The sequence below is a fragment of the Desmonostoc muscorum LEGE 12446 genome, assembly GCF_015207005.2.
Taxonomy (GTDB): domain Bacteria; phylum Cyanobacteriota; class Cyanobacteriia; order Cyanobacteriales; family Nostocaceae; genus Nostoc; species Nostoc muscorum.
The window spans coordinates 8,823,777-8,842,157 of sequence record NZ_JADEXS020000001.1; the positions used below are offsets into that span (position 1 = coordinate 8,823,777).

Annotated in this window: 17 protein-coding genes and 1 pseudogene; 7 read left to right on the forward strand and 11 right to left on the reverse strand. The window is 40.4% G+C overall.

Translation table 11 applies throughout. The features are described 5' to 3' along the window. Nucleotides 1-101: 101 nt before the first annotated feature. Together IQ276_RS36140 and IQ276_RS36145 are read right to left on the reverse strand one after the other, a co-directional pair. Nucleotides 102-1,121: an ABC transporter ATP-binding protein gene (locus tag IQ276_RS36140; RefSeq protein ID WP_193921527.1), complete on the reverse strand. Its 1,020-nt coding sequence runs from the start codon at nt 1,119-1,121 to the stop codon at nt 102-104. Nucleotides 1,122-1,692: 571 nt separating this feature from the next. Next, nucleotides 1,693-3,171: an aminotransferase class I/II-fold pyridoxal phosphate-dependent enzyme gene (locus IQ276_RS36145; RefSeq protein ID WP_193921526.1), complete on the reverse strand. Its 1,479-nt coding sequence runs from the start codon at nt 3,169-3,171 to the stop codon at nt 1,693-1,695. A gap of 236 nt (nt 3,172-3,407) precedes the next feature. On the opposite strand from IQ276_RS36145, the gene IQ276_RS36150 reads away from it, so the two are divergent. Next, nucleotides 3,408-3,752 (forward strand): DUF6883 domain-containing protein, encoded by a 345-nt coding sequence (locus IQ276_RS36150; RefSeq protein ID WP_193921524.1) that lies wholly within the window; start codon nt 3,408-3,410, stop codon nt 3,750-3,752. Between the two features lie 4 nt (nt 3,753-3,756). Beyond that, on the forward strand, nt 3,757-3,999 hold the full coding sequence (locus tag IQ276_RS36155) for a DUF4926 domain-containing protein (protein WP_235116299.1): 243 nt from the start codon (nt 3,757-3,759) through the stop codon (nt 3,997-3,999). Between the two features lie 146 nt (nt 4,000-4,145). Here the strand turns inward: IQ276_RS36155 and IQ276_RS36160 are convergent, their stop codons facing one another. Genes IQ276_RS36160 through IQ276_RS36170 form a run of 3 tightly spaced genes read right to left on the reverse strand, consistent with a single transcriptional unit; the run spans nt 4,146 to nt 8,958 of the window. Next, nucleotides 4,146-6,965 carry an ATP-binding protein gene (locus IQ276_RS36160; RefSeq protein ID WP_235116300.1) on the reverse strand — a complete coding sequence of 940 codons (2,820 nt, stop codon included), beginning with the start codon at nt 6,963-6,965 and terminating at the stop codon, nt 4,146-4,148. Nucleotides 6,966-7,002: 37 nt separating this feature from the next. Continuing rightward, a complete protein-coding gene (locus tag IQ276_RS36165) occupies nt 7,003-8,586 on the reverse strand; it encodes a serine protease (protein WP_193922493.1) in 1,584 nt (527 codons plus the stop codon). 60 nt (nt 8,587-8,646) lie between these two features. Further along, nucleotides 8,647-8,958 carry a CU044_2847 family protein gene (locus IQ276_RS36170; RefSeq protein ID WP_193922491.1) on the reverse strand — a complete coding sequence of 104 codons (312 nt, stop codon included), beginning with the start codon at nt 8,956-8,958 and terminating at the stop codon, nt 8,647-8,649. Nucleotides 8,959-9,167: 209 nt separating this feature from the next. On the opposite strand from IQ276_RS36170, the gene IQ276_RS36175 reads away from it, so the two are divergent. Beyond that, complete coding sequence (locus IQ276_RS36175) at nt 9,168-9,875, forward strand: M15 family metallopeptidase (protein WP_193922489.1); 708 nt, start codon at nt 9,168-9,170, stop codon at nt 9,873-9,875. Between the two features lie 51 nt (nt 9,876-9,926). On the opposite strand, the gene IQ276_RS36180 is transcribed toward IQ276_RS36175, so the two are convergent. Further along, a complete protein-coding gene (locus tag IQ276_RS36180) occupies nt 9,927-10,400 on the reverse strand; it encodes a TspO/MBR family protein (RefSeq protein ID WP_193922487.1) in 474 nt (157 codons plus the stop codon). A gap of 90 nt (nt 10,401-10,490) precedes the next feature. Beyond that, nucleotides 10,491-10,964 (reverse strand): TspO/MBR family protein, encoded by a 474-nt coding sequence (locus IQ276_RS36185; RefSeq protein ID WP_193922485.1) that lies wholly within the window; start codon nt 10,962-10,964, stop codon nt 10,491-10,493. 359 nt (nt 10,965-11,323) lie between these two features. Here IQ276_RS36185 and IQ276_RS36190 point away from each other — a divergent pair, with 359 nt between their 5' ends. Beyond that, on the forward strand, nt 11,324-11,893 hold the full coding sequence (locus IQ276_RS36190; RefSeq protein ID WP_193924879.1) for a DUF3611 family protein: 570 nt from the start codon (nt 11,324-11,326) through the stop codon (nt 11,891-11,893). A gap of 765 nt (nt 11,894-12,658) precedes the next feature. Here IQ276_RS36190 and IQ276_RS36195 read toward each other — a convergent pair. Then, nucleotides 12,659-13,291, reverse strand: coding sequence for a YdeI/OmpD-associated family protein (locus IQ276_RS36195; protein ID WP_193924880.1), 633 nt, complete (start codon nt 13,289-13,291; stop codon nt 12,659-12,661). Nucleotides 13,292-13,599: 308 nt separating this feature from the next. On the opposite strand from IQ276_RS36195, the gene IQ276_RS36200 reads away from it, so the two are divergent. After that, nucleotides 13,600-13,806: a hypothetical protein gene (locus IQ276_RS36200; protein ID WP_190884230.1), complete on the forward strand. Its 207-nt coding sequence runs from the start codon at nt 13,600-13,602 to the stop codon at nt 13,804-13,806. A gap of 236 nt (nt 13,807-14,042) precedes the next feature. Beyond that, complete coding sequence (locus IQ276_RS36205) at nt 14,043-15,518, forward strand: NF041680 family putative transposase (protein ID WP_228043575.1); 1,476 nt, start codon at nt 14,043-14,045, stop codon at nt 15,516-15,518. A 237-nt stretch (nt 15,519-15,755) separates the two neighbouring features. On the opposite strand, the gene IQ276_RS36210 is transcribed toward IQ276_RS36205, so the two are convergent. From IQ276_RS36210 to era, 3 genes are all read right to left on the reverse strand, one after another. Then, a complete protein-coding gene (locus tag IQ276_RS36210; protein ID WP_190884231.1) occupies nt 15,756-16,196 on the reverse strand; it encodes a GNAT family N-acetyltransferase in 441 nt (146 codons plus the stop codon). A gap of 78 nt (nt 16,197-16,274) precedes the next feature. Beyond that, the gene (locus IQ276_RS36215; protein ID WP_190884232.1) at nt 16,275-16,904 is read right to left on the reverse strand and encodes a response regulator transcription factor; all 630 of its coding nucleotides are present in this window, start codon (nt 16,902-16,904) and stop codon (nt 16,275-16,277) included. A 136-nt stretch (nt 16,905-17,040) separates the two neighbouring features. After that, a complete protein-coding gene (era, locus tag IQ276_RS36220; protein WP_193920286.1) occupies nt 17,041-18,015 on the reverse strand; it encodes a GTPase Era in 975 nt (324 codons plus the stop codon). A gap of 170 nt (nt 18,016-18,185) precedes the next feature. Here era and IQ276_RS41165 point away from each other — a divergent pair. Then, nucleotides 18,186-18,296, forward strand: a pseudogene (locus IQ276_RS41165) (helix-turn-helix domain-containing protein); the annotation flags it as partial. Nucleotides 18,297-18,381 lie beyond the last annotated feature (85 nt).

An 18,381-nucleotide genomic window follows, 5' to 3' on the forward strand; every position in this document is an offset into this window, starting at 1 on the left:
CCCCTGCTTCCCCTGCTTCCCCTGCCTCCCCTGCTTATCCGAGCAGTATTGCCTCATCCCCCTCATCTCCCTTATCTCCCTCATCTCCTATGCCCCATTCCCTACCTCATATTCTGCTTTTTCTCAGCTTTGGGATCGCGAGTGGCGATCGCTGCTAGTTCTGCATCCATCAGTGTGCGTCCCGTGGCGGCGAGGTAAACATCGTCAAGACTGGGGCGAGATTGGGCGATGCCAAATATGGGTAAGCCAGCGTTATTTAGGGTTTGCTGTATCTTGATAAGAACATCATTTTGGGGTGTCACCACCAAGTTGAGAGAATTACCTTGAGCGCTGTTGATGATGACTTCTTGGACGAAGGGCAAAGATTGAAGGAGATTTTTAGCTTTTTCTGCTTCTTCAATGGGGGAAAATTCCTGAATTCGCAAGGTGATGCGATCGCCCCCTACTCGATCTTTCAATTGTGAAGGTGTGCCAACGGCTATGATAACGCCGCGATCGATTATTGCCACGCGATCGGCTAAAGCGTCAATCTCTTCTAAATAATGGCTGGTAATTACTACCGTTGTTCCAGAGGCACGTAATTTCCTCAGGAATTCCCATACCACAAAACGGCTTTCTATGTCAAGTCCTACAGTTGGCTCATCCAAGACTAAAACATCCGGTGCGTGGAGTAACCCAGCAGCTAAGTCAAGGCGCTTGCGTAAACCACCGGAGTAGGTTCCGGTTTTTTTATTGGCGTATTCTTGTAAACCGAGTAAATCCAATACCGTTTCAATACGTTGTTTGGCTACTGCGCCTTTTAGGTGATAAAGTGCTGCTTGCAATTGCAACAGTTCTCGTCCAGTCAACACCTTATCTATAGCGACTTCCTGAGCGACATAGCCTAATTTTTGTCTTGCTACTCTCGGATTATCTAATACAGAGATACCAGATACTTCGATTTTGCCAGCATCCGGTGTGGTGAGTGTACACAAGGCACGCAAGGTAGTAGTTTTTCCAGCACCGTTGGGGCCAAGTAAACCAAAGATTTCTCCTGACTCTACCTGAAAGGAAACATCCTTAACAGCAACTACCGTGCCGTAGGACTTTTGCAAATTTTGAATTAAAACGGCGGGAGCCATGACAGCTTTTCCCCAACTATACAAATCTCAATAAAGTCTATCTTTATTGTAGAAGGTAGGGACAAGGAAATAGCGCATGAGCGAAAATCTATAAACAAGTTCGCTTTATGCGCCATGCTGCCAAAAATTTCTGCTTATTTTAAGCAAGTTGTTTAATTCCGTTTGTGACGAAATATACAAAATGCGATAGCGATGAATCTTAAATTTACGTGAGTTCGATAGCTGGGGTTTGACCTGTCTCATTTTAGGAGAGGGTTGGCATAGCTTGAGTGACTGGTAAATTAGATTTAGAGGTCGAAAATTAGATTTTGCGACTGGTAAATTAAATTTAGAGGTCGGAAATTAGATTTTGCGACTGGTAAATTAGATTTAGAGGTCGAAAATTAGATTTTGCGACTGGTAAATTAGATTTAGAGGTCGAAAATTAGATTTTGCGACTGGTAAATTAAATTTAGAGGTCGGAAATTAGATTTTGCGACTGGTAAATTAAATTTAGAGGTCGGAAATTAGATTTTGCGACTGGTAAATTAAATTTAGAGGTCGGAAATTAGATTTTGCGACTCTTGAGTCATTATTTGACTACTTTTAGGGTGCGAAAATTAGTATCAGTACAACCGCTGATAAATCCTCCCATTGCCTGGATTTGTTGCAAGTAATCAAGAATTGGTTTGGTGATGAGTTCCCCGGGCATTAATACCGGAATTCCGGGAGGGTAGGGACAGACGATTTCTGCACAAATGCGATCGCAAGTCTTTGCTAAAGGTAATGTTTCACTAGGAGCAAAAAAAGCTTCACGGGGAGACAAATACAAATTAGTACCGGATGTTTCAGCAATATCCTGCCAAATATAGTTTTTAACAGTAGCGTTGGTTCGGCGATATTCTTTGGCAAGAGTAGTAAAACCTTGCACTAATTGTTCGATATCAGCTGCGGTATTGCCCAGACTAATAATAAAAGTAAGGTGCTGCTGGGAGGGAAATTCAGCAGTAACGGCAAATTTTTCATCTAGAATTTCATCTGCGGCAAATCCGGTTAAACCTAAATTAGAAACAGTTACAGTTAATCGCGTTTTATCTAAAGCCACAAAGCCGGGAGATCCCCCCAACCCCCCTTGAAAAGGGGGGCTTAAGACAGATAAGCCAGGAAGTTGGCTGATTTTAGTTCTGGCTTCTTGGGCAAGTTGCAAAGTACGAGACATCAGCATTTTGCCGTGGAGTGCCATTTGCTGACGCGCTGCATCTAGAGAAGCTAAAAGTATATAACTAGGACTGGTAGACTGTAACAGCTGCAAAGCTTTACTAATGCGATCGCTATCTATCCTGTTACCTTGAATATGCAACATCGATGCCTGTGTCATGGCACCGAGTACTTTGTGGATGGATTGTACAGTTAAATCGGCACCTGCGGCTAAAGCTGAAATGGGTAATTCTGGATGAAAGCTAAAGTGTGCGCCGTGTGCCTCATCTACGAGTAGAGGAATATTATATTGATGTGTAATATTGGCGATCGCCTTTAAATCTCCGCAAACACCGTAATATGTCGGGTAGACTGTCAACACTGCTTTGGCGTCGGGATGTTGTTGGAGTGCAGATTCTACAGCAGTGGGTGTAATGCTATGGGCAATATCTAAAACTGAATCGTATTCAGGATTGAGAAAAACTGGTACGGCACCGGAGAGAATTAAACCAGCGATCGCAGAAGAATGCACATTTCGAGGCAAAATTATTTTACCTCCTGTGCCACAAGTAGCGAGAATTGCCGCCTCAACTCCACAGGTAGAACCATTAACAAGAAACCATGTTTGCGAAGCGCCAAATGCTTCGGCTGCTAATTGTTGTGCTTGTTGAATTACCCCTTGGGGTGCAAAAAGATTATCTAAATTTCCTAATTCGGTTAAGTCAGCGCCAAAGACAGCTTTACCAAGTAAATCGGCTAGAGGTTGAGAGATACCCTTGCCTTGTTTGTGTCCTGGGGTGTAAAAAGAAGCATGGGAGCGTGTTGCATTGGCTTTTAAAGCGTCTAATAGGGGTGTTTGGTTTTGATCGAGCATTTTTGAAAAAACGAACCGTCAATGATAAAATTTCAAGTCTCTTAGAGGTTGTTTGAAAAGTGGTTGACTGTGATTTTAGTTGTGTTTTTACCCCCCTTAATCCCCCCTTATAAAGGGGGGAAACAAGAAAAATCCGGTTCCCTCCCCTTTATAAGGGGAGGGTTAGGGAGGGGTAAAAAATATTTGACACATCAATAATGACTTTTCAAACATCCTCTTAGGGCATATTCATAACAATGAAATTACCCAACGGTGAGCAAGCAGAAATTTCTATGCAAAAGCTAATAGGTTATTGTCTAAACCCAGAACATCCGAGTGAGAAACATAAAGCTAGAGTTTTCGCATCAATTCTAGGAATCACGCTAGAAAATGCCGATGTTTTGCGCGAACTTATTCAAACAGCAGCAGTTACAGGTGAAGTTGTTCAGCAAAGTACTACACAATTTGGTCAACAGTTTAAGGTAGATTCGATAGTACCTGATACAGACGGAATCAGGCTGCGGACAATCTGGGAAACTACCGCTAATAATCCCTATCCACGTTTGATTACTGCATTTGTGAAGTTAAATGAAAAAAATTAAACTTTTGGATACTATTGCTACACTCAAACCGATTCCTATTGAGAGATTAGAACTAGTAGAAGAAGATTATACTTCTATCGAAAGCTTACCAAGTGGGCAAGTTGGAACAATTGTAGAAGTGTATGAGCAAGAAGAGGAATATCATTATTTAGTCGAGTTTGCTGATACCCAAGGCTGTGAATATGCAATGGCGACTTTGAGAGCAGATGAAATCTTAGTTTTACATTATGATTTAGCAATTGCTTAAGTTTTTACTTTAGGGTTTATATGTGAATTAAGGTGCGATCGCATCTATTATCCACCTAATTAACAAATTATTTATCATAATAAAATCAATACACCTAGTAGGGTGTGTTATGCCGAAGGCTAACGCACCATCCTAAGTTTAAATAATTAGCTTTTGACTGCACGCTCTCTCACCCATTGTTTTAACAGAGGAATTTCAAAATCATATCCTCCATTGATTTCTTGTAAAATATGATAACGCAACAATCGGGTTAATACCTTCTCAGCAATTTCAGTAGTTATAGGTAATAAAATATCTGTTCTGGCAACTTGTAATAATAATTCTTGACCAATTACCATTTCTTCTGGTGTAGTTCCTGTAAATTCTGTCCAAATATTTGTAAAATAAGGCTGACCGGAAATAAATGCGTCATTAATAGAAGCTTGCAAGAGTTCAGCATTAATCAAATCAGTATGGTTAAAGTTAGCTTGATTCACCATTGATGCCCCCAATAATTGTAGGCAGTAAGGGTGACAATTGGTAAGTTTTAATACTTCTTCTACAATCCCTGAATCGTAACGCAGTGCAAAATCTGGATCTGGATTAAGGAGTAATTCCTCGGCTTCGTTAGGTTCAAGATAAAGCATTTCTATTGGGACAACGCTGATAAAATAGCTACTCCAATTCGGGCCTAATTCCTCTAAAGTTTGCACGCCAGAAAAGAGAAAACCGAGTTGTTTATAATGTTGAATTAAGTGGCGCAGTTGGTCAAACAAACGTAAAGTTATCTGTCCGTTCTGGATGGCGGTACCGATTTTTTCAAATTCATCAAGGTTGAGAAGGATGCGCCGTTCTCCGATTTGGGCAAGTGCTTCATCTAACCAATCTTCTAAAGTGGTATAGGGACTAGCTTGAAAATCGGTGCGTTTAGGAATGTTTGGTAATTGAACGCCTTGACTTTTGCAGTCTTTATGAATTGCACGGACTAAGCCAAAGCAAAAGTCAGATTCGCTGGTGGTAATGGCGGAACTTTGCATATCCACAAATACGGGGAGAATATCACTGGGAAGCAGGCGGGGAAAGTTATACAAAAAGGAAGTTTTACCACAGCGACGGGGGCTATGCAGCACAAGGGTAGGTCGGTCACGGTCTAAAACTCTACGGACAACTTCATTGGCAAATCTCTGACGACCTTTAAACAAGTTTTTTTGGTCAAGTCGCACCGGATTTCCATATTGGAACGGGTTGATTAGTTCGTCTTGAGAGAGTTTGCGTTGTTCATTTTGTTCCAGTTCAATAACCCTTTGCCAATGTTCTAGTACAGGTGTCCAGCGTTTAATAGCTTTGCCTTTAAGTCCGAGAGAGGGTAATTGGGATTGTAATCGAACAACATTGTTATTGACTCGTTCTAATCCTCGTTTTCGTAGGTGTACATTTTCATTTTCAAGTGCAGATTGAATATCTTGAATAATAGTTTTTAAGCGAGGAAGAAGGATAGAAAGTTCAGGTTTAACCTTTGGTAAAGGTGTTTCTGGGGTGGGGGTATCGCTGTCAGAATCGAGGTGATAGAAGGGGGAAATCAGGAAGGCTAATATAGGATGGTCTGAGTTGGCAGTAAAGATTAGTTTTGGAATAGTTTGAATTTCCGTGAGTTGGTCGGCGACAATTTGTGGTAAGGCATTTTGCAGGGTTATTTGAAATCCTGGTAAGGAAAAAGTTTGGATATATCTAAAGATTATTAAGGCTTGTTCAGGTCTTTCACGAAATTCAGAAACAAGAAGTTGAGCATGATTAGGTAAAGGTATCCACAGGAGTTCGCTAGTGTAAGGAGGTAATTGAAAAAGTATTTTTGCTGTTTGGGGACATAACCACCTAACTGTTGAATCTGAAAATCTGAAAAATTTTAGTAAATAATGAGTAAATAATGTATAAGAACTACCTAAAGAGATAAAGCTATAATCAGGAAATATTCTGTAATAGCTGACTAAGGTTACAGGGATAATTAATGCTGAAAGCCATCCTAAATTTTGGGCAGAAAGAGCTATTAAAATCACTGTAGTGATGATAAAAACTCTATTGTCTTTTACTGGTGCAAGAGCAAAAGCGATTAAACTTGCAACAATCAAAAACCAAATAAGCGGTAAAGTAGCAACTCCCGCCACTCCTCCCGCCACTCCTCCCGCCACTCCTCCCGCCAGTCCGACCGCCACTGCGACCGCCACTGCAACCACCACTCCTCCCGCCACTGCGACCGCCACTCCGACCACCACTGCGACCGCCACTCCGACCGCCACTCCGACCGCCACTCTGACCGCCACTCCGACCGCATTCTCACTATTTGTCATATTTTCATTTTCTCTTAGTACAAATAGGAGAAAGTTTGTCATTCCACTTACTAACAACAGAAACAACCAGTTTTCAGTTGCTAACCACGCTCCTAACATCACACTGATTGTTCCTGCCACCACCATCAGATTACGAGCAAGGGAAAGATGTTCTTTTTTTAAGAGTTGCAATATTAACCAAACAGTTAATGATATAGATACTCCAAAAACTGTAAGACCTATCCCTATTTGAGGTAAAGGAGGTAAAACTTTAATAGCTTGTATTAAGCCCTTTAACCAGCTATCAGGCTGATTTAATACAACTATCAACCACAACGAGGGGATAACTAATCCTAAAGGTAAAAATAAAACTCCTGTCGTATAAGCAATTAACATTACACAAGGTAACTGTAACCAATCCAACAATTGATTACGCTCAATTAGTCTTAAAATAGGAGGGATGTTAAAAATAAATAATAGTAATAAATACTGACTAATAACTCGTAAGTTTCCTAACAATAAAATATTAAAAAAAATTGTATCTTGCCTGCGTCCATCTTTTTCTTCTTGAGGCAACCATTCATTTATTCGTTGTTGAAGCCTTGAAGGACAATACATTGCCCACCAAAATAGTTCCCAAGTTTCTCGTAAAAACAGTAACATTTTTTATATCTAATGTTTGAATTTTTGGCTTATTGCTTTATCTTTGACCTTTCACAAACTCTGCAAACACACTGCTAAATAAACCCCCATTCTTCCGTAATAACCCATGACGCTGAAGCCTATCTACAATTGCCAGATTGGGAATAGCTAAGTTACCCTCTCCCAACTCATAACGCAATGCTAAACGTTCAACTTCGGTTAAATCTTTCCAAAGTTCTTCAAAACGAGGCTTTGCTTGAAAATTAAACTCATTTTTAGCTATTTCTTGATTCCTATTTTGCCACAACATCGCCCCCGCCATCTGCACATAATAGGGCAACCCTCCTGCTAACTCATCCACCCATTGTAATACCGCAGAATTAGGCAGAAATTCTTTTTGTCCTTTCTGGATGATGTTTTGCCAAGCTTCCTCCTCTAATGCCCCTAAAATAGTCGTACTGAAAATATTGGCAAAGGGAGAACCGAGACTCAAAGTTTCGTAAACTTCATTCAGAGGGCGTTTGCTGGCAATTACCATTGTTAATAAACCCGCAGAAGCTTTAGAACGCCAATCTTCTCCCCAATCCTGAAACAATTCCAACCTATCTTTTTTACTAGCAATGGCTTCAAACTCATCCAATAAAATAATTAAACGATACCCATGATCTACTAAAAACTGTAAGCCATCTTCTACTGCAAAGCCATCTTCATTATCTTCCTTTAACCAAGGATAATTCCCTGTTAGTTTGTGAATCCCTCGCCTTAAGCCTTCAATAATCCCCTCTGGAGTATGAAAATTCTTACTCGTTAAATCTAAGAAAACAACCAAAGGCTTTTGTTCTGGCGAACAAAATTCGCTGATTCTTTCTTTGATATATCGCAATAGAGAGGTTTTTCCATTGCGCCGCAATCCTACCAAATTGACACATTGAGGACTAATCGCACCAATGCGGTTTTTAATCTCTAAAATCTCTTTTCTCCGCCCGTAAAAACGTTGTGGAGGAACAGGAAGACCATATTCAAATGGATTATCACCTTTGGACTTTTGCTGATGAAATTGTTTATTAAATAACGAAATTTCGGGAAAGTGTTTCACAATCATTTGAGCCGAAACTGCCCGGCCACCTAAATCGTTACCCTCATCACGGGAAAGATGCACAATTCCACAAACTTTACCTGTTAGTAAATTTAGTAAAGGCGAACCGCTAAACCCTGAGATAACTTGCCCTTGCTTTAACTTATAGAGAATAATATCCTGTTTAAAACTTATTCCTTCATATTTAAAACTTGCTGAATCTCCCAGCGAATAATCAACTTCGCTATTCTTGGGATAACCGAAAATATATAAATCATCGTTGGTTTTCGGTTCTGTGTTATCCAATTCAACACAGGGATGATGCAAACAATCCTCGTCCAGTTGTAAAAGGGCTAAATCAAGGGGATATTTGTATAATTGGGTAACTTTAGCTGTGTAATTCTGGTTTCCTGCTTTCCAGAATACTTGCACAGGGTTATCTTTCGCAGATTCGACCACGTGGGCGCAGGTGAGAATCCAATTCGGTGCAACAAAAAAACCTGTTCCCTGACTACTGGCAACATTTAAACGCACTGTACAGCGTTGTAAATCCTTGTCGTTACCCATTAATTGCTCTCACGCAGCATCTTTGTAAAAAGATTACCACAAGTGTAAGACAATCAACTGTTATTTACCCCATTCCATCGTAATTTCCAGGTTAGCTGTGCCTGTTCCTTTGACAATTAAAGCGGTTAGTTGTCCTGACTCAACTCCAATTTGTAAACCTAGTTTGACACTAAATTTATCTGGTTTGACTGTCTCGCTAATATCTTTTAATGTACCCGCAACATCTTCAGCAATGGATTTAATAATTTCTGTGGCTTGTTTAAAAACTCTGGTTTCATCAGAAACAGGTTGTTCCCCTATAGGCGTAACCTCTACTTTAATTATTTTGCCGTCAGAAAGTTGAAAGGAAATAATTTTGGTTCTATCTGCCATACTTCATTTTTTTGTGTTAATTTTTCGTGCAAGGATCTTCCTAAATAATGGGAAGAAGGTATATGGTATTGTTACATTTTTCGGACGCGATTAAATTGAGAAAAATTTGTATTGCACGCAGAGGCGCAAAGGACGCAGAGGAAGAAGAGAATTGTTACGCAGAATGCTATGCTTGCGTTAAAATACGTAAGTTATATGTAGCTGACTAGATGAGACCTTATCATAAAATTCCGATTTTTGAGTGTAGTGAACCGCTAGTAGCGATTCCTTTGGAATTGTTTGCGGTGGAATCTCCCCACCCTTATGAAAAGTTAGGTGCTACTTATGGCGATCGCTCTCCCTATTATCTCCGCCAAAGTGTGATTGAAAATTTGATTCAAGCGCAAAATTACCTTGAATTGTTAAAACCCAACTGGCGGATTCAAATCTTTGATGCTTATCGCCCGATCGCAGTTCAGCAGTTTATGGTAGATTACAGCTTCGCCCAAGCAGTACAAGAAAGGGGACTGATTGAGGCGGAGTTATCACCAAAGCAACGTCAAGAGGTTTGGCAGGCTGTTTATGAAATTTGGGCTGTACCGAGTTTGGATGAAAAAACTCCCCCTCCTCACAGTACTGGCGCTGCGGTGGATGTGACGCTGGTAGATGATACTGCGGAAATAGTGAATATGGGTTCGGCCATCGATGAAATGTCAGAGCGATCGCATCCTGATTATTATGCTAATAGCGATCGTCCAGAAGCAGAAACATATCATGCTCACCGTCAGCTATTGCGAGATGTCATGTTAAAAGCCGGCTTTCAGCGCAATCCTAGAGAATGGTGGCATTTTTCCTTTGGCGATCAAATGTGGGCTTGGCTGAATAATCAATCCAATCCAGCGAATCCCCTCACCGCACGTTATGGGCGTCTTGTATAGATTTTGGATTTTAGATTTTAGATTTTGGATTGAACAATCTAAAATCTCAAACTAGACATCTTGAGGATTTAACTCTCTTAACTCCTCAGTGGTGTAAGTACCAATGGGAGTCCAAATTAGATAAGGAAGGAGTAAAAACGCTGCTGGTGGAGAAAGCGGCAAAACGCAGATAGTAAGGACAACAGCACAAATCAAACCAATTAGCCCTAGAATTTCTCCAACTTTGAGACTGCGAAACCTCAGCATTACGGGTATGTAAGCAACGGTGATAATTTCCACCAAAAGGTACAAACCCATTAACAGCCAGGAAATTACGCTTCCTGGATTTTTTTGCCAGACAAAATTAGCCGAAGCTGCGCCACAAATAAAAATCACAGTCCAGATGAGTGGAATCAGCGCCTCAAAAATTAGCCATCGAGGGCGACTTAAATGTGCAAACCATTTAACATCGCGCGGCGTGATGAAGAAACTACCAAGGGCGACGAAGAAAGTTACAGCCCCAATTATTATCCAAGATGGAATCATACTGCACTCAAGCTTTGTGTATTTTGTCAAGTCATACACTGCAAGTTTGACAATTTAGAGGATAGGTTAAATCATTCGCTGGTGCTAATCTTAGGCATCTTGAGGATTGAGGTTAATCATCTGCCAAGTGGTATAAGTTCCGATGGGACTCCAGAGCAAATAAGGAATTAGTAACAGTGCTGCCCAACCAGAAATACCTAAGACTGCAAGCATCAACAAAGCACCAATGAGAAAACCCGTGCCACCGAGAATTGTGCCTATTTTTAGGCTACGAAGCCTAAACATTACAGGCGTATAGGCAATGGTGACAATTTCTAATAGCAAATATAAACCCATGATTAACCAGGTTGGAGTGGTTCCTGGGTCTTTTTCCCAGATAATATAAGCCGACCAAGCACCGCAAATAAATATTACAGTCCAAATAATTGGAATCGCGCCTTCAAAAGTGAGCCATCTCGGTCGTTGTAAGCGCTTGAACCACTGGCGATCGCCTGGCGTAATCACGTTAGCCGCTAGCGCAACTAAGAAAGCCACACCCCCAATCACCATCCAAGATTTAATCATGCCCCTTATCCTTTACAAGCGCTATCTATCGCTTAAATATCACTCTTTATAGTGTTATTTTGTCAATTTAGTTGCTAATTACTCATCATCCTTGAGTGCGATCGCTTCTCATCGTTTGGCAGGACTTTAAATTTTGGGCATTGGGAGTCCTGTTAGCGGTAGCAGGGCGATGAGCCGCGTGAGAAGTTAGGAGTTATTCTCCCCATCCCCCTCATCCCCCTCATCCCCCTCATCCCCCACTCCCCATTTATTCCCCAAGACTACAAGACGATTCTCTCTAAAGATGGGGGTATAGGGCATACCGAGGAAATACTCTGAGCAATAGGGGGATAAGGAAATTAAACTCAACGGTAATTCATATGCAAAGTGAATCAGAAATGCGAGCGCTAGCACCAGAAACTCGAGGAATTGGTAATACTATTCGCCTGACAGGCTGGATTACTTTCTGGCTACAATCGGCAATTGGAGTGGTTTCTGTCTTAGCTTTGTTGTTCGCCTTGACTGGTCGTGGCTTGGTTCAGCAGCAAAATACCGGTCTTGCAATTGGCATATTTTGGGCTGTATGCGGAATTTTAGTGTTGTTATTCAGTCTCTATTGGGATTTTCGTTACACTCGTATCGGCAAAGCTTTAGAAAATCCCCATTTAGCTTCACATCCTAGTAAGCCAGATACAACTAGAATCCTCCGTCTGGGGATAATTGTGGGTTTAGTGGGAATATTATTAACTCTCTTAGGTGCTGGTTCAACCGTGTTAGTGCTACTGGCAAAATCTATATCCCAAACTCCAGGAGTCGCAATCACCGACCCCTACAGGATTATTCGACCGATGGATGTTTTTGTGGCTGTGGCAGATATCACCGGAATTGCTGCTCATTATGTGGGTACTGTCGCTTCGTTATGGTTGCTGGAGCGTGTGCATCAACACTAAAAACTTTTACGGGTGATTCCGAAGGACGGAAGAATATTGCCATACAAATCTTTCATAGAGTAGCACAGCGATGCGTCTCTAACCCCTGTTGCTATGGGAGTCCTATTTGATTGCTTGAAAAACTCGCCCTCAACTCAAAAAGCATGATTCCCCACTCATGTAGAGACGGGATTAATCGCGTCTGATTACTATAGGTTTGACAAACTCTATTTTGATATTTACATTCCTTTTGATGTCTTAAAGTTGCGACTTTAAGACAAATTCCTTTATTACCTATGATAGTTACTAAGACTCACGTGGATGAGCGAAAGTAGTGGGAGTAATGGTTGAGGGTAAATATACTTAGTAATTGAGGTTCAAAGCATGGACTCGACAGGTGAGGCTCAAATTCTGGACTCGTCCTGGTACCTTCCACTGCCGTTGAAAGAGTATGCAATGAGCCGAGTGACTGTCTACTTTTATAGCAACGGGTGGGTTCCAATTAAATATTGTTTTTTGGAAAAGGCAATTTTGTTGTACCACAAAGCCAAACTAGAAGGTAAGGAAATTTTAATATTTCCTACTGATTTAGACCCTAATAATTTCTCAAACTCGTTTAACTAAAATGCATTTAGGTCAATCATTTTTCAAAAAAAATTACAACATACTAACTGACTATGGAGGCGTACACAAGTACGCCTTTTGCTATTTAAAGATTAATGCTAGCTTGAAAGCCAAAATTTTTAGTGTGCTTTAGCGATTGTAGATGTAAAACTTCAAAAACTTTTAGCGTAGCAATGGGCTTTTGTTCTCCACTGCTGAATTCACAGTTTGTTCAATTCTCTTCAACCTTGTTTCTGGACGTTTAGCACTCTCAATCCAAAAAAGGATATTCTTTTTCGATGAGTTGCTAAATGCCTCAAAATAATCTTTAGCATTTTTGTTTGCTTCTAATGCCTGCCTTAAATCTAAGGGAATAATTAATGCTTCGATCGCATCTAATGAATTCCACGATCCATTTTGTTTTGCGACTGCAATTTTTTCCAGACCAGCTTTAGCAATCAAACCTTGTTCAATGAGTTCTTCAATATATTGTTTATTTAATTTTGACCATACACTTTTCAACTTTCGCGGTGTAAAAATTTGCATATAACGTTCTTCATCTAATGATTTGACTTTACTATCAATCCATCCAAAACATAACGCTTCTTTTACCGCTTCGCTATATCGAACACTTGGTTTACCACTTTTTACTTTGTAGTAGATGAGCCATACACCAGAAGATGTGTGATGGTTTGTTTCTAACCATTGTCGCCATTCTTCGCGGCTATTGGGACAGAAAGTGGGGAATTCATTGTTGAGTTTAGATATACCAGTATTTTGACTTTTGCTGAAGTTTGTCTCTGTATTTTGCCACATTTGCTATGTGTTATTGGTTGCTACAAAACTTTTGTCTACTCTAACAGATGTATTAAAAATCTTAGGTGATGTATCCAACACTAAAAATTATACCTTTCTCCCAAATTTCGCCAATACATGAATCAATTATAACACGTATGCAGGTTTATACACCCCTATTTCTATATCTTGAGATATAGACATACCACAGCAGTTTTTGTTTGCATGAATTATAACTTTACAAGTTTTGAGACAGTAAATTTCTGGAAACTACATTATCTCATGTGTAGAAAAATGTTAGTTGATGCTATTAAGCTGAAAAGGAACTTATGATTAGTCGAACTATAGACTTTATTTTTATCGATAGCTTTGCCTTCATGATTAATAAAACACTAGGTTTAATACTTAGTACTAAAATTTGCAACTACTCATGGGAAGGAAAAGTCAAAGAGATGTCGCAAACACAACAGGTAGATGCTGAGCATCTACCCCAAATTTCAGCGCCACAAGACGTTGAACACGGACATCAAAACTGAAGAAACAGATGAATAGCCTGATAAATCAGCGAATTTTAGATTTTAAATTTTGGATTTTAGATTTTGAATTTAAATCTAAAATTTGGACTTTGGACAAAAAGAAGTTTATTCGCGAGTGTGACTCGCGAATAAATGAATGATTAATCTTGTTTATAGTGACGAGCAGAAAAAAGCATAGCCATCAGACCCCCAACAAATAGTAATATCAACTACAAAGTATCTTTGGGTAAATACTGATGGCTATGCCAAAATTTAATAACAATCAATTAATAGCGCAATTTCAAGATTTTAGACAAAAAATTTACAACTGTTTTTCTTCATGTAGCGACGCCTGTATGGATTTGTTGGATGCGCTTGCGGGTAATACGGGAGCCAATTCAATTGCGGAGTTATCTTTAAGTCCTTTGTTTCCCAGAAGCTATAATTCTATTTATAAAGCAATTCAAAAATCATTTAATACAAATATTCAGGAGAAGAACAATGAAGAAGAAGAACAAGAAGAACAAGAAAAACCCAATAACTTAATTAGGGTGGTATCTGAGTTAATTAAGCAACCACAACAACGCCCTTTTTACTTATTCGCTCTTGATACAACACCGCATCCGCGTCCTTACGCGAGGACTTTAGCTGAACGTGGGTATATTTACCAGCCAAATACTATCAAGGGTAACAAACCGATTAATATTGGTCATTCTTATTCGATACTTTCTATCTTACCAGAGAAAGAAACTGGGAATGCCGCCCCTTGGTCAATACCAATATCAGGAGAAAGGGTATCACTTGATAAAACTGGTGTTGATGTGGGTAGTGAACAAATTTCCTCAGTAATGTCTGATTCATCACTGCCCTGGCAGGAAAAATTGTGCGTCTTAGTAGCAGATAGCGCCTATAGTCAGCGTTCATTTCTGTTTGACCAATCCAAACACAAAAATGTGGTAGTGATAGCCAGAGTTCGTAGTAATCGAATTTTCTACCAATCTCCACCCGTTGATGAGTCAAAGAAAAAACGTGGTTGTCCAAAAAAATACGGTGAACGGTTTAATTTAGCTGATGTTGAAACTTGGCACTCTCCCGACGAGACAACACAAATTCAGCAGACAACCTGTAAGGGTCGTCTTTTAAACATCACCATACTCGCTTGGCATCAAATGTTGATGAGGGGAACCAAGCACCAAAAAATGTATTGTCATCCTTTTACTCTGCTCAGAATTCATGTGACTGATGATACTAATCAATCTCTCTGGAAACCAATGTGGTTAATTGTCATAGGTGAGCAACGTGGAGAAATCTCACCTACGGTTGCAAACCATTGCTATAGACAAAGGTTTGATATTGAACACATGCTGCGATTTAGCAAGCAGCGTTTGTTGATGACGCAGTTTCAAACTCCAGATGTTTTGCATGAGGAAAATTGGATACATTTAGTAATCCTAGCTTACGTACAGTTGTGGGCGGCAAGGGAGTTAGCAACACACTTACCCAGGCCATGGGAGCGTTATTTAGAACAAAACAATGATAAAATTGCCACTCCAAGTGTAGTGCAACGCGATTTTCAGAGAATTATTTCAGAGATTGGTACACCCGCTCGTTCTCCCAAAACCAGAGGAAATTCCATCGGTCGAGTTCAAGGTCAAGTTCAAACACAACGAACTAAGCATCCTGTTGTCAAGAAGAAGTCAAAATCAACACTCGCTAAAGTCAAAGCCGCATAAATTTTCTTAGGCTTTAGGCGTTTAACTCAGTCTGACTCAGTTTGTAAAATAACTGGGGTAATTTCTGATGACTAGTTTTTTGTTCGCGAGTGTGACTCGCGAACAAACTTCTTTTTGTCCAAAGTCCAATAAAATCCAAAATCCAAAATCGGTTGACTTCATTCACTCTACCTAATGGAGTGGAGATATCTCAATGACGATTTTGTTATTTTACACATACATAGTTTTTGGTCATTTCTACAACTGTTTTGTCATAAAAATCATTTCCTGCTTTCTTTGATAGCCATGTTTCTTGTAAAAAGCCTCTGCTTGTCCATCGTTATTGGTCAACAAATAAACTCTGTTAACTTCTATTGCAGTTAGAGTATCCACTAATTTATTGAGTAGCTTTGTCCCAATTCCTTGACGCTGCTTATGAGGTCGGACACAGATTTCTTCTAGATAAAAGTTTTTACCTTTTTGCCCTTGCTTACAATAACCTGCTAGGAATCCGAGCAGTTCATCTTGTTTGAATACAAATCCGACAAAACCGGGTGTATTAATAATTTCAAATAACCTGGTTTTTGCAGTATTAAAAGTCCATTGCTCGTTCCAAGGTTCACTATTAAACACTTGAACATATAAATGGGCGCACTGATCTAAATATTCAGTACTCAAGGTTTGAATTTCTTCTGACATCAAAAAATTAGAGTTCAGTTAGTAATGAATCAGAATTACTAGTTCAAATGGTAATCTAGAACGCACAGATTTTATTAATCAAACTAAACCTGAACGCAATGCAACTACCGCTGCTTGCACGCGATCGTCTACTGCTAATTTATTCATAATCCCTCGGACGTGAGTTTTGACAGTGTTGGGACTGAGATAGAGTTTTTGTGCAATCTCTGGATTACTCAACCCGTCTACCATGAGTTTCAATACTTCTAATTCACGTCCAGATAAGTTGGCGGTGTTGTTGGTGGGTGAGGGGGGTTTGAGATGATCAATTACTCGTCGGGCAATTTGCGGATCGAGGTAAGCTGCACCATCCACTGCGGCAGCGATCGCATTTAACAATCGTTCCACACTTGCACCCTTGATGCAATATGCATCAGCACCGCTAGACAGTGCAGCAATAATTTCTGTCTCCGTTTGATGGGATGTCAGCATCACCACATGAGTTGCTGGTAAAGCTGCCTTAATTTGCTGTGTCGCCGCAATACCATCTAATCGCGGCAACCCAATATCCATAACCACCACATCTGGTTTTAGTCGCAGTGCAGCTTGCACGCCCAGATAGCCATCTTCGGCTTGTCCAACAATCTCCAAATCGGGATGAGCCATTAACGATTGCTCTAGCCCAAGTTGCATCATTGGATCGTCTTCGACAATTAATACTTTTAACATAAGTTGGGCATTGGGCACTTGTACTGAGCGGAGCCGAAGTATGGGGCATTGGGCATTAGGAATTGGGAATTGGGCATTGGTTATTAATTCTTATCCCTCATCTCCCCCAGTCCCCAGTCCCCAGTCCCAAATTTTTCTAGTCTTCCACGCGATAGCCTAACTCGGCTAAACTCACCCGTGATTGTCGCCATTTTGGCTGGACTTTCACAAACAGTTCTAGGTAAACTTTGCCAGCGATTAATTTTTGGATTTGTTCGCGGGCTTCGCTACCAATTGATTTGAGCATCGATCCACCCTTACCAATGAGTATGCCTTTTTGGGAATCGCGCTCGACGTTGATGGTAGCGAGTACACGGGTAATGTTAGGACTTTCTTCTACTTGGTCTATGGCGATCGCTACTGAATGGGGTACTTCCTCACGAGTCAAAAGTATAATTTGTTCTCGGATCAATTCTCCCATAATAAAGCGTTCTGGCTGGTCGGTTACCAAGTCGGGCGGATAATATAACGGCCCAATTTCTAAATGTTCAATTAATAATTGTTGGAGTTGTGGTAATCCTGCACTGGTTTTGGCAGAGAATTTCACGATTTCCCATTCATGGGACTTGGCCATCTGGGCGTAACTATCATCTAGAAACTGGGAATCAGCGGGTTGTTGGTCGATTTTGTTCAAACCCAGAATTACTGGTGTTTTGGTGCGACTGAGCAAATCGGCAATAAAGCGATCGCCTGCTCCACAAGCCACTGCTCCATCTACCACAAATAGCACTACATCTACCGATTCAATGGCTATTTTGGCATTTTGCACCAATACTTCCCCTAATTGATGGTGGGGTTTATGAATTCCTGGGGTATCTACAAATATTAACTGCGCCTCTGGTGTAGTTAAAATGCCGCGCAAACGGTTACGCGTAGTTTGCGCTACTGGTGAGGTGATGGCAATTTTTTGTCCTACTAATTCATTCATCAAGGTAGATTTACCGACATTCGGACGACCAATAATGCCGATAAAACCTGATTTAAAGCCAGGAGGAGCCTGAGGGATTGTTACTTCTCCTGAAAAAGAGAAGGTGTAATTATCAATACTAGTCACCTTTTGCTCCACCTTCATATTTTAGAGTTGGAATAACTTGGTTTTTTCTTGAGCTGAAAATAAACATAGAATCACCCTAGCATTTTCGGGGATTGCTTTTTTGAGGTTTAATCTACTACTAGCTCCACACTCACATTTTACAGCTGGGGTAACTTAGTTGTCAGAATTGAGGACTCAATGCCAATGGTTTAACAGTTCCAATGGTTGCTGCTCACTTAGATATTCATGAGCATACAGTTCGAGCTACACTACGTCGATGGGAAAACCTCGGGTTAAGTCGATTGTGGGAAGCCCCTTAAGGATATAAATGTAGTTGAACAAGCAAATTTCATCTAAATGAGGTACACAAGGGCGGTCACAATCCCCACCCTACAAGGTTTATCA